Here is a 13,717-nt window from a genome sequence, read left to right on the forward strand (position 1 = left end):
AACAATAATAAGTATGGTTTCAAGATTGCTTTTCTTATCAATCTGTCTTCCTTTTCTGTTTGCCTCGTGCCAACAGACGAAGAAGACGGTAGAGTTTGTAGACTACGTGAATCCTCTGATGGGTACTGAGTCTACTTTTGCATTTTCCCATGGCAATACGTATCCTGCTGTGGCAGTACCTTGGGGAATGAACTTCTGGAGTCCGCAGACGGGAGAGAACGGTAGTGGATGGATGTACACATATACTGACAGCCTGATGCGTGGTTTCCGGCAGACACACCAACCCAGTCCCTGGATAAACGATTACGGTACATTTTCTATTATGCCGCTTGCCGGAGAGCTGAAGGTCAGTCATAAGGAACGCCTGGTGCCTTTCTCCCATCAACAGGAGAAATCTACTCCTTATAACTATAGTGTTATATTTGACAATGGAGTACAGACCTCCCTTTCAGCTACTTCCCGTGGAGCTGTTTTTGAGGTTACTTTCCCTGACAAAGAAGACCAGTATGTAGTGGTGGATGCTTATAATGGCGGCGGTTCTATGGTGATTGAGCCGGGAAACAAACTACTAAAAGGGGTATCACGTTACAATAATGGAGGAGTGCCGGATAATTTCGCTAACTATTTTATGGTTGAATTCAGTCACCCGGTGACTGGATATGGGGTTTACAATGGTGATACACTGCTGCATGAGCAGACTCATGTGGCAGCTGATTACAGTTGTGCTTATCTGAAGTTCGACGTTCCGGCAGGAGAAAAGCTGACCATCCGCACAGCTTCTTCTTTCATCAGTCCCGAACAAGCTGCTATCAACTTCAATCGTGAAGTGGCAGATGCTGACGTTAAGCTGATCGGTGGAAAAGCCCGCGAACAATGGAATAATTATCTGGGGCGTGTAGAAGCCGAAGGCGGTACGGATGATCAACTCCGTACTTTCTATTCTTGTTTGTATCGTACATTGCTCTTTCCACGTGAGTTTTATGAATTTGATTCGCAGGGAAATCCTGTTTATTATAGTCCTTATGACGGTAATGTATACGATGGCTATATGTATACCGACAATGGTTTTTGGGATACGTTCCGTGCAGTTCATCCGATGTTCACGCTGCTCTATCCGGAGGTTTCGGAACGTGTGACACAATCTATTATCAATGCCTATAATGAGAGTGGTTTTATGCCCGAATGGGCCAGTCCGGGGCATCGTGGCTGTATGATTGGTAATAATTCCATTTCTCTTTTAGTGGATACATGGATGAAGGGTATACGTACTGTCGATGCAGAGAAAGCATTGGAAGCCATGATTCATCAGACACAATCCCGTCATCCGGAAATAGCTTCAGTTGGGCGTGATGGTTTTGAATATTATAATAAGATCGGATATGTTCCTTATCCCGAAGTTCCCGAAGCTACGGCTAAAACGCTTGAGTATGCTTATGCCGACTGGTGTATAGCCCGTTTTGCCGAAACATTGGGTAAACAGGATATAGCCGGTCAGTATTATCGGAGAGCGCAGAACTATCGTAATCTCTATTATCCGGAACATGGCTTTATGTGGACAAAAGATGCCAAAGGCAACTGGCGTGATAAGTTTGATGCCACCGAGTGGGGAGGACCTTTCACCGAAGGCAGTTCCTGGCACTGGACTTGGAGCGTATTCCATGATCCGGAGGGGTTGTCTGACTTGATGGGTGGTCATGAACCGATGGTAGCTCGTCTTGATTCCATGTTTGTGGCTCCGAACACATACAATTATGGAACTTACGGATTCGTAATCCATGAGATTGCCGAAATGGTCGCTTTGGATATGGGTCAATATGCGCATGGCAATCAGCCGGTGCAGCATGCTATTTATTTATATGATTATGTCGGTCAGCCCTGGAAAACACAATACCATATTCGCAATGTGATGGACAAGCTTTATAATCCCGGCAGCAAGGGATATTGTGGGGATGAGGATAACGGTCAGACATCGGCATGGTATGTGTTTTCTGCGATGGGATTCTATCCTGTTTGTCCGGGAATGCCTGAGTATGCTATTGGCTCTCCATTATTTAAGAAAGTGACTTTACATCTTTCCGAAGGAAAAACTTTTACAGTTTCGGCGGCAAATAATGCGGCAGACCGTCCTTATATACAAAAGGCAATGCTCAATGGAGAAGAACTTTCCCGCAATTATCTGACTCATGATGAACTGTTGAAAGGGGGAGAATTGACGCTGTCGATGGATAGTGTTCCCAATACTCAGCGAGGCACACAGCCTGCGGACTTCCCGTATTCCTATTCCAAGTAATTTCAATAGGTTTTAGCATATATTTCATTGACCGGTATGGAGGAAATCCTGATGGATTTAATCTGTATCGGTCATTTTTTATCTATTTAGAGATAGATTCTGTGTTCTTTTCGTATTTTTGTATCATAGACTCTAAATGATACATCACGATGAAACAAAGTAAGTTATTGTTGGGCTTAATAGGAATATGTCTTCTGTTTGGATTCAGTTCTTGTGAGGGAGAAGATAAGAGTGTATTCGGTGATGATTTTGAAATCCCTGAATTGACGGATGCGAATACTATTCAGTTTACGGTCGATGTTACTGGTGAATGGAAAGCGCTACAAATAATTGTTGGCGGTGGAAGGATGGCTGTCGAGTGGGGAGATGGTCGATTGCAAAAAGTAGAAAATACAGATGCCAACCCTGTGATACACTATAAATACGGTAATAGTAAGACATACCGGGTGAGAATATGGGCAGAAGAACTGGAGTTTTGTAGTGTCGGAAATGAAGCAACTCCTTTTAGTGATCTTCGTTTGGGGTATTTACCAAAGATGAAAACTCTGAATCTTAATAGCTTCTTGGATACTCCGGAATTGGACTTAAGTACTTCTTGTCCGAATGTGGAAACCATTAATATTGGAAATTGGGCAGATTTGGAACGTATAGATTTGAGCCAGTGTGTGAAAATTCAAACAATAGATGTTTATTCCAATCCTGAATTAACATTACTAAAATTGGGACAACTTCCCGCATTGAGATCATTGAAGTGTATTTTTAATGATGCGTTGGTTTCTCTTTCCTTCAAGGGGCTAACTAACTTGAGTGATGTACAATGTGGTTCTAATCCGCAGTTGTCAATCATTGAAACAGGTGAAAAGATAAATGTGAGAAGTCTGTCAATAGGTGATTGTGCTTTCCGGTCCTTAGAATTTATAAATAGCTTTCCTTTATTACAAGAGTTGAGTTGTAGCTCAAATAATTTAACCTCTCTGGATTTATCGGAACTTCCACTCTTACGATCTGTTGATTGCAGTGATAATAAAAAATTGGTTCACTTGCAAATACCGGAGCAAAATTCGGTTAATCCAATATTGCAGAATTTGGATTGTAGTTTTTGTTATTTGGATGAGAAAGAACTGAATGCGATTTTTTGTGTATTACCTGTTGCTCCGAATCCCTATCCTGAATATCCAAGTGGCTATGGCATTACTTTCAATGGTAACCCGGGATCGGAAAATTGTGATCGGAAGCTTGTTGAAGATAAAGGATGGAATATTTTCGTCAATCCGGAAGATTTGATCAATAGATAATTGTGAATTGTTTTTTGCCTATTTAAAATCATGTATATTATGAAAAAGCAGGTTTTACTTTTTTCTTTGTTATGTGGCGTAACATCATTCGTGTGTGCCCAACTTCCTGTAGAAAAAGGCTTGAACACTATCAGCCGTTCTTCCGCCGAAGCGACTATCGGCTTTTTGGCAAGTGACGAATTACAGGGACGTGAAGCCGGATTCCACGGCTCCTATGTCTCCTCCGAGTATATAGCATCTTTATTGCGATGGATGGGAATACAACCTCTGAATGAAAGTTATTTCCAGCCTTTTGATGCTTATCGCAAAGAACGTCAGAAGAAAGGGCGTTTAGAAGTGCATCCGGACTCTATTGCGAAATTGAAACAGGAAGTTCATCAAAAACTGTCCATGAGAAATGTACTGGGAATGATTCCCGGTAAAAATACGAAGGAGTATGTGATCGTCGGCGCCCACTTTGATCATTTGGGAATAGACCCTGCGCTTGACGGAGATCAGATTTATAACGGAGCGGATGACAATGCTTCCGGCGTATCAGCGGTACTGCAGATTGCAAGAGCTTTTGTTGCCAGTGGACAACAACCGGAGCGGAATGTAATCTTTGCCTTTTGGGATGGAGAAGAAAAAGGCTTGCTTGGTTCTAAGTACTTTGTGCAGACCTGTCCTTTTGTCTCGCAAATCAAAGGATACCTGAACTTTGATATGATAGGTCGTAACAATAAACCGGAACAACCGAAACATGTTGTCTATTTCTATACAGCTGCTCATCCCGCTTTTGGCGACTGGCTGAAAGAGGATATTAAGAAATATAGTTTACAGTTAGAACCGGACTATCGCGCCTGGGATAATCCGGTAGGAGGGAGTGATAATGGAACTTTTGCCAAAGCAGGCATTCCTATTATCTGGTATCATACGGATGGACATCCCGATTATCACCAACCATCCGATCATGCCGACCGATTGAACTGGGATAAGATAGTGGAAATCACTAAGGCTTCTTTTCTTAATATGTGGAAGATGGCAAATGAGGTGTCATGGTAGAGCTTTTATTCTTTCTCTCCAAGTGAATTAAACATAAGTTTTGCTCCCATGCTCTCACTTTCTGCCTGTATCGCTTTGTTCATCGGCGTTTCAGCTATGGTAGCAACTGTGGTGGCAGAGTGGGAGCAAGCTGTTGCTCTCACTCTGCGTCGCCTTGCAATATGTGGTTTCCTTAATGTTATTGTTTGATTTGCAGGGTGTTAACTCCTGCTGTATCAACTGTTAATGATTGACATGCCAGTTATTAATAATTGAAAAATCAGGTGTTAATAGCTGATGCCTCATGCATTATTGGTTGATAAATGATTGGTTCTTTTTGAAAGAACAGGTGGATTGAAACTACTGTTACGACCGAGTAAACCGGATCATGCGGTTCATTAAATTCAGACGATTGGTGTTTCAAGAAGTTTCAAACGCTTGAAACACTTTGTTCCAAGGCTTGAAACACTTTGTTTCATTACTTGGAACACTTTGTTTCAAGGCATGAAACACTTTGTTCCAACGGTTGGAACTGGTCTTGGAACTACATGTTATGACTTTACCTTGTATTTTGATTTTGTTTCGTCCGATGATGACTGAGACTGGAGCTTGGGAAGTGACGGCAATAACTGCCATCACGTTGCCGTCACATCTTGCCGTCACATTGCTATCTGCTGATTATTAGTCTGATATCGTGGTTTTGTGACGGGTGACGGCAAGATGTGAGTAATTTAAAATTAGTGAGAGGGGAGTGACGAATTTACATTCTGCAGGGCAAATGCTCAATAAATGCAACATTCCCATTTTGCAAAAATCTTTCCCTCTTGTCGTTTCTCTCTCTTTCTTCTTCTCTTTGTGCCCTTCTTTATCCTCCCTATCCTATAATTCAGAAAATTTCCTTAGCTTTGCATACTATATTATATATCTACAACTATGACCATTCATTCATTTTCCCACTCAGATAAGCTTCCAGCGTAGAAAGAAGCAAACTCTTCCCAAAACGCCGGGGACGACTAAGAAAATAATAACGTCCGGTAGTAGCCATTTGATAGACTAACGCTGTCTTGTCCACATACACATAACCGTCATTTATCAGACTCTCAAAGTTCTGTATTCCTATGGGGTTAATCATAATGGGATGATATTTAAGTATTTACAACGCAAAGATAAACGATTTCCTCTCGCAGATAAAGTGAAGGGTGTTAAAAGATTGGGAATTAAAACTCTCATCCATCGTTCATGAATCCGGGAAACATCTTTTACTGTGTCTTCAGTTTCTTCTGATACTCACTGGGAGTAATCCCAAATACCTCTTTAAATGAAGTCGTAAAATGTTTGTGGTCACTATACCCCAAAGCAATGACCACTTCAGCCACAGTCACTGTTTTATTCTCCAACATCCGGCAGGCATATTTCATCTTTATATCTTTAATAAAATCCAGTGGAGTCTGTCCGGTTATTGCTTTAATCTTCCTCGATAACGTTGAACGTGACACATGGAGATGATCAGCCAAAGTAACAACATCAAGTTTGGGATCGGATATATTTTCCTCTACAATCTTCAACGCTTTTTCGATCAACTGTTCATCTAAAGATGTAAAGCCCGTATGTAAAATGAGGCCAGCCTTCGGATTATTTTTAAATTCAGTCTGTATTTTCCTTCGTTGTTTTAACAGGCTTGCCAATCGTACCTTTAACACTTTCGGTTCAAAAGGCTTCGGAATATAATCATCAGCCCCCACTTCATAAGAACTAATCTGATTTTCCGTACTAATTCGCGCTGTGAGCAGGACAACAATAATATGGCTTGTAGCAACATCACTTTTTATAGTCCGGCACAACTCCAAACCATCCATTTCAGGCATCATAATATCGCTCACGACAATATCTACGTTATGTTCTCGAATATATTCCAAAGCTATCCGGCCATTTTCCGCCGTTGCCACTTGATAAGTTTTAGCAAAAAGACCCTTCATCAAAAGCAGTAGCTCCGCATTATCTTCCACCAATAAAAGAGTATATTCTCCTTTTTCTCCTTCTTCCTCTGTTTCTGGCTCCTCGACTATCTCCTTCCCGTTCGTCTCGACAACCCGATCCTTGACGGAATCCACTTCCTTCAATTCATCAGCAGTGAAGCATTCTTTATCAATCGGTATCTCAACAATGAACAATGACCCTTTTCCCGGTTGACTCTCTACTGCTATCGTTCCATGATGCAGCTCCACCAATTCTTTGGTCAGTGAAAGCCCTATTCCATTAGACAATTCGGATTTATTATGCCTATTGCTATAAAATCGTGTAAAAATTCTATCCAGTTCTTTGGGAGCTATTCCTATTCCTTCATCCTGAATCCTGATCCGCAGATATTGATGCCTGTCGAATACATACACTTGCATATCAAGCCTCACCGATCTTCCCTGCGGAGTATACTTATAAGCATTAGACAGGAGATTAAATAAAATCTTATCCAACTTGTCTCGGTCAAAATAGCCCTTTATCTCCTCTTGTTCAGCTGAATATGAGAATACAATCTGTTTATTCTTCATCAACAGATCAAAACTATCCTCACAAATTCCCCGCACAACAGCAAGAATATCTCCATAAGAAACAAACAGTTTCATGTTCTTACTATCTATCTTTCGAAGATCCAGAATCTGTTGCAGCAACCTTTTCAATCTCCGGATATTGGTCTGAATCAGTCCAACCCGTTTCCTGTCTCCCTTATCCGGAGATTCTATTTCATCGGCAAGGCAGGAAAGTATTGTAAGAGGAGTAAGCAATTCATGAGATATGTTTGTAAAATACCGCAGTTTCATTTGCGTAACCTCTTCCATCAGCCGTTTATTGTTTTCCTGTTTAATCTGTTGAAAATAGAGATGTAGCATTGACCACAAAATACCGATTGCCAGCATCACATACAATGTATATGCCCACCATGTCTCATAAAAAGCAGGCAAACGATGAATGGTAAATTCGGTTATTTTATCACTCCACAACCCGTTCTTATCAGTAGCTTTTACCTTGAAGACGTATTTTCCCTTACCTAAATTGGTATAAAAAGCCGAGTTTTTGCCCTCTTCCGGATACACCCAATCATTGTCGACTCCTTCGAGACGATAAGCATAACGCACTTGTTCCAAGTTATGATAATCAAGGGAAGAAAAGTTTATCTCCAGACTCTGGTCATCGGGATTTATACGAACAGATTTCTTCAATGGATCTTCTGCCAACCCGCTATCCCAAATGCTCTTTCCTTTCACTGTAATATCCGTAATGTAAGTAACCACCTGCTCCGGAATACTCTCAAGTTGTTGGGAAGGAGGAATAGAAATAATTCCGGAAATTCCTCCAAAGAAGATTTCTCCTTTCCCATCATAATAAGAGGCGCGTGACAATAAACGATTTAACAAAAAATCAGACGTACCGGTATAATAACTTCTATATGCACCATTCCGGGGATTGTATTCTTTCACAGCCTGATTCGTTATTATCCATATATGATTATAATTGTCAACAATCACATTATTAATAATATCTCCTTTCATACCGCAAGCTATGCTATGTTCCGCAACTTCTTTCCGTTCGGAATCATACATCAATATCTCCCCCTCGCTTGTCCCCATCCACAGTTTGCCATCAGTCGTTACATCCACACAAGTGAAGTCCTTATTCAGAGGAAACAGTTCGGTCTTCTTATCCGGATACACCCTATAGATTCCTTTTCCTTTAGCCACTGCCCATATCCGTCCGTCACTCGTCTGTGTAATTCCGGCTACATTGCCAAGCTCATCAGATATCACCTCAAGCGTTCCGGTCGATATATGATACACATATAGCCCGGTAGTAGTACCAATCCATAAATTCTTCGCATTATCTTCAAAGAAGGAAGACGTTTCTCCCGGATTCCCGGTAACATCACCGATTTGTATACGGACTTCTTCTTTCATCTTCATGTCTTCCTGACTTAATCCGAAGACAGTAGAACCATACGGCATTGCCCAAACCCTACCGGGGATATGGGAAGGAATCAGATTACGCACCTCCCACAATGGAAGATTCCCGATGTTCTCGTTTTTTAAGTAATATCCGATCCTGTCAGTTCCGGAGTCATAGATATACAGTCCGTAACGTTCCTGGGAAAACCAAAACACCCCTTTACTGTCCATACATAAAGAGATAATAGCCGGGTTCGCCTTTATCTGCTCTCTCAAAGCAGGCAAAGTATATTTTTTTATAAAGTGTTTACGAATATCAATAATAAAACTCTCCATATCAAATGCCGATACCCATAGTTTTCCATCTCTGTCTTTATATATTTCATAAAGCATCTTGTTGCCGGGAGTAAGAAAGGAAGATGTGTCTACCTGTTCGAGCATTTTATCTTTCGTAATGCGGAAAGCAAAAAGGTCTTTTTTGGTAGTGACCCATAGATAATGGTAGACGTCATCCTGCACCATGTGATAAGTATCTCCCGTTGCCTCCCCTGTTACATCGACAGGAAGCGGTTGAGGAATATACTGACGTTCCGGAGACTGCTCTTCTGGATTGAAACGGACGATCCCTTTTCCCCAAGTGCCCAACCAATAGCACTGATGAGTTTCATCCCAGATAATCTTCTCAATATCCCGATATTCTTCATGATGGAAATAAGGTTCAAAGCTATCCGTCTCCTTATTCAATTTATACATTCCCCCTTGTGTAATGGATATTAATAAATGATCATCCTTGTTTTCGTAAACAGTATAAACAAATTGGGAAGAGTGATTATATTCTACAGGATATCGTTTGAGCAACTCGCCATTGGCGTCGTATCTGAATAAACTTCCGGATGTACTTACCCAAATCGTGCCATCCCTGGTCACATTGATGGAAAACACATTTCTGTCAGACACATTTCCCATGTTGACGGGAGTGATCCGGTATGTTGCCTTATCCAGTATATAAGCTCCCTGAAAAGTTCCGAACCAAATATGCTTCTCATGATCTTCATTAATGTAAGTGATATAATTATCATCCAGCAGCCCGTGATGAAACAAGTCAGAGCGAAACACACGGACATCATATCCGTCGCTCCGGCATAATCCGTTGAATGTGCCGTACCATATATAGCCGTCACTATCCTGAAATATCCGATGGATAGCCTTAACAGGTAATTTATCCAACGAGGGAATATCCTTAACCACTATTTCCTGCGCACAAACAGTACTCATGAACAAAGTCTGAAGCAATAGAAAGAGAAATACCTGGTTCAGCAATGAAAATTGATGCACATACCTGATGTTCATAGTATTATTCTTGAATATTTCAATGCGCAAATATATCAAAAAAGCTTCAACCTGACATAAAGACTCCCATATAAAATGAGGGTATTGCAAAAGTAAAATAATAACAGATTTCACTTTTACAACACCCTCACTTCTTTTTAAAATGACTAATACCTATTGAAAATTACCTATTTCTTATACAGCCAGATACCATAAGTAAACATATCTGCATTCTTTTCCGGTTTCTGTTCGCCCGGCCGGAACCATTGCCCGATGTTCACAAACGGAGTGAGAACAACATCTACTTTACTTCCTTTATACAACGCTTTTGTCCGATAGACAGGTCCCAACATATTGGCATAAGGTTTATTCACCACCGATGGCTTAACGTCTACATCCAATCGAATATCCTTTTCCTGATTCATGTCATCGTTACAAAGTTGCTTGTTCCACACCATATCCAGACAATAAACCACAGGTCCTCGTAAAAAAGCGTATGGAATTTTGTCTGTCGGCTCTTCTCTATACATGATCTCTCCTCTCGGAAGCGTATAAGTAGTATATTTACTATGGTGCTCACGCATCACCCATTTTTCCTCCATGGGAAAGGTAATACTAACCTTATCTCCTTTAGACCATTTACGGGATATTTTTAAATACGTTCCCGGCTGCACACCTGCCATATTCTCTCCATTTACAGATACCTGCGGAGTCTTGCACCAACTGGGAATACGCAGATTCAGAACTCTGTCGACAGCCTTCTCCGAAAGGATAGTCAACTCCATATTCTCCGCCTCCGGATAATTACCGGAGATTTCAAAAGTAAAACTCTTTCCTGCATATTGGGACGGCAGATACTGGTTCACAAAGAACTCTCTACCTCTTTCCGCATACATAAAAGTGGGCAACATGGAAATGATGCGATGTCCGCTTGCCGTACAACAGTCGGGACCGTGAAAATAGCCGGAAGGTTTGGAACCGTTCGGGGCGGTATGATAACGGCAGGAACCGGTTTCGCAATCTTGTGCGGCAAATACGTGATTAATCATCAACCGTTCCATTGCATCTGCGTATTTAGACTCTCCGGTCAGTTCCAGTAGCATCTGTGTGAGTTGCATCCACGACATAGTAGCACAAGTCTCTACCACATGTCCCGAAACCGGTTTTACGTAATCATGTTCATAATGTTCCGCCACACTGACACCACCGGTAATATACATCTGACGCTTGTGAATATCATCCCACGCTCCTGCTACTTTCCTGAATAGAGACTTGTCACCTGTGATACGATACAGGCGGAGAAAACCCATAAAATTCATCTGGAACGTATGCGAATGCACATAAGGCTGGAGCTTATCCACTCCCAATGTACCGTCGGCCACAGAATCCAATCGCGAAAAGGCATCCCAACCGCTCCATTTGTCAATGTTGCTAACGACCCATTTACTCCAATCCAGATACTTCTTCTTTCCCGTCAGTTCATACAACCGTGCAATAGGATCGCAAAGCAATGTCCCCTCCCATGAATAATGCACTCCATGTCCTGCAAAGTCTGACAAGGCATCCACTTGTTTCTGTTTATTCTCCGGGGCTCTCAAATCAGAAGGCCAGAATTCCAGTTTACCGGGTCCGAAATATTTCAAATAATAGTCTGCCAGCTTTTCAACAGCAGCCAACGCTTCTTTATCCCCTGTCTGCTCGTACACTGTAATAAAAGCATGAAAGACAAAATAGAGTTCATAGGCATCCATGCCTCTGACAGGTCTCGCGTCCGAACGGTAACTGCGGGCTGTAGCTCCCAGATAACCATTATCTTCCTGTGAGTCAATAATACGTTTCAGAACGGCACGGGCTTTCAACATCAGTTCGTTATCACCACTCTGAATAGCCGATAAATAGGCGGATTCGAGCCATTTCCCATGTTGCTCGGCTTTCGTCCAGTCCCATCGGGTATGTTGACGTTCCACAATAAAATCCACATATTTGTCTATGGGGAAGTTCTTTAAATAAACATTCCGGTTCAGTTTCATACGGTCTCCATAGAAACCGGTTATGTTTTTTACAGAAGAAACGGGTACCGGATTCTCCAGTGCCGCCACTTTATCATGACTGCGGGCGGCAAGAGAGGGAGCAGCCATCGAACCGGCTAATAAAATTGTTACAAAGCTTCTTAATTTCATATCTTTAAAAATAATATTGAGTATCTATAAATATTCGATTCATTAGTTACCACTCGTATAATCAGGATTCTGTGTCAGTTCCGGATTGGCAATCAAAGTAGATTCCGGTATCGGGAATACGCTCCGGTAATCTCCCATAGGCTTATGTGACAGCCAACTTTTCTCTGTGAAAAGTCCAAACCGTATCATATCTCTACGTGTATGTCCTTCCCATGCAAACTCCCAACAAAGTTCATCAAACAGACGTCCGAACTTTACCGGTGTACGGTCTCCCGGCTCCGTAATACTGTAGTTTTCAACATATCCCCACTGATAAGTTGAATTTTCTTTCAATTCCTCATCCGTAACCGTTGCCTTATCGGGATTATTCTTGAAGTTTCTCTGACGTACTTGTGTCACAAGTGCCCCAGCACCGGCTTTATCGGTACGTAGCAGACACTCCGCTTTCATCAGCAACACTTCGGAATAACGGATAAGAGGAATATCTGTATCACAGCTCCATTCTGATCCGGTAGCCACTTCATATTTATTCATACGGTAACCTGCCATCTCGCTCGTAAAGTTCCCATCGGGAAGCTCCTTAGTAAAAACAAGAGGCTCACCCGCCATATCATACACACCATATAAGGAGTTTCCTTCCGCATCAAACTGCTGCCCCATCAACCACGAATCTTCCAAACGCGTATCACCTTCCTGATAGGTATCGATAAACTGGGTGATACCTTTCGGGCCTCCCGCCATATTGGGAGCTGCATTCAGTAAATATTTTTTCTGTAATTCACTATGCCAGGAATTCATAAACAAGTAATTTCCGGTAATTCCACGGCTGTAATCGTAAACAATGGTAAACATAACCTCTTTCGACCCCTCTACTCCACTTGCACGGAACGGATCTTTATAATCCGGAGACAAATCACACTTTTGCTCTCTTATAATATCATCACACTGTGCCATACATTCCTCCCAGCGGGGAGTACCTGTATACACTTCCGCGTTCAAATAAACATTTGCCAATATAGCCTTTCCTGCCCATTTATTCAGTTTTCCATAAGTACTGGCGTCCTGTTCCTCTGCAAGGTCGGGAACAGCTTCACCCAGTTCTTTCACTATAAAATCATAGATTTGTGCACGTGAGGTCTTCCCCGGCAATTCCTGTGACATGGTGGTAACCAAAGGAATATCTCCGAAATTATCCATCAGAATCCAGTAATAGTAAGCACGAAGTACCCTTAATTCGGATATTCCTTGTTGCTTTTTCTCGGGGGACGGTGCGGGGATAATCTCTTTTTCCAGACGTTCGATAGCACCGTTACAGAGAATCACTCCTTTAAAGTAGTTGTTCCAAAGACTGGAAATCTGTCCCAGTTCGGAATTCCAGTTGTGAAAATGCAGGCGTTTATAAATGCCACCGTCATCCCAACCTGTGGAATTCGGTGGAGTCACGATGCAGCAGCCTGTCAATTCCTGGGTTTGCCAATAGCCACCTACATAGTCAGCATGCAATGGCTCGTAAGCACCTGCTATATTAGGGATAAAGTCATTTACTGAATAACTGTAGGTCTGTTCCGTCACACTTGAATATACTACTTCGTCCAAGTCATTACAAGAGGTGGCACATACAGCCAATGCCATCCATAATACATGTATAATATTCTTTTTCATATCAAT

General features: G+C 41.9%; 6 protein-coding genes and 1 pseudogene. 3 read left to right on the forward strand and 4 right to left on the reverse strand.

Annotated features, from left to right (window positions below; genetic code table 11):
- Nucleotides 1-13: 13 nt before the first annotated feature.
- From HMPREF2794_RS01630 to HMPREF2794_RS01640, 3 genes are all read left to right on the forward strand, one after another.
- Nucleotides 14-2,290: a GH92 family glycosyl hydrolase gene (locus tag HMPREF2794_RS01630; RefSeq protein WP_022301569.1), complete on the forward strand. Its 2,277-nt coding sequence runs from the start codon at nucleotides 14-16 to the stop codon at nucleotides 2,288-2,290.
- A 149-nt stretch (nucleotides 2,291-2,439) separates the two neighbouring features.
- Entirely contained in the window at nucleotides 2,440-3,585 is a 1,146-nt protein-coding gene (locus HMPREF2794_RS01635; protein ID WP_010539423.1) for a leucine-rich repeat domain-containing protein, read from the forward strand.
- A 39-nt stretch (nucleotides 3,586-3,624) separates the two neighbouring features.
- A complete protein-coding gene (locus tag HMPREF2794_RS01640; RefSeq protein ID WP_010539422.1) occupies nucleotides 3,625-4,626 on the forward strand; it encodes a M28 family metallopeptidase in 1,002 nt (333 codons plus the stop codon).
- Nucleotides 4,627-5,554: 928 nt separating this feature from the next.
- On the opposite strand, the pseudogene HMPREF2794_RS01650 reads toward HMPREF2794_RS01640, so the two are convergent.
- The 4 genes and pseudogenes from HMPREF2794_RS01650 to HMPREF2794_RS01665 all read right to left on the reverse strand — a co-directional run.
- A pseudogene (locus HMPREF2794_RS01650) lies at nucleotides 5,555-5,737 on the reverse strand (AAA family ATPase); the annotation flags it as partial.
- Nucleotides 5,738-5,864: 127 nt separating this feature from the next.
- Entirely contained in the window at nucleotides 5,865-9,890 is a 4,026-nt protein-coding gene (locus HMPREF2794_RS29365) for a hybrid sensor histidine kinase/response regulator transcription factor (protein WP_240052957.1), read from the reverse strand.
- A 167-nt stretch (nucleotides 9,891-10,057) separates the two neighbouring features.
- Nucleotides 10,058-12,049, reverse strand: coding sequence for a beta-L-arabinofuranosidase domain-containing protein (locus HMPREF2794_RS01660; protein ID WP_178678301.1), 1,992 nt, complete (start codon nucleotides 12,047-12,049; stop codon nucleotides 10,058-10,060).
- Between the two features lie 42 nt (nucleotides 12,050-12,091).
- Nucleotides 12,092-13,711 (reverse strand): RagB/SusD family nutrient uptake outer membrane protein, encoded by a 1,620-nt coding sequence (locus HMPREF2794_RS01665; RefSeq protein WP_070750737.1) that lies wholly within the window; start codon nucleotides 13,709-13,711, stop codon nucleotides 12,092-12,094.
- Between the last annotated feature and the right edge of the window lie 6 nt (nucleotides 13,712-13,717).

This window comes from Bacteroides sp. HMSC067B03, assembly GCF_001811315.1.
Classification (GTDB): domain Bacteria; phylum Bacteroidota; class Bacteroidia; order Bacteroidales; family Bacteroidaceae; genus Bacteroides; species Bacteroides faecis.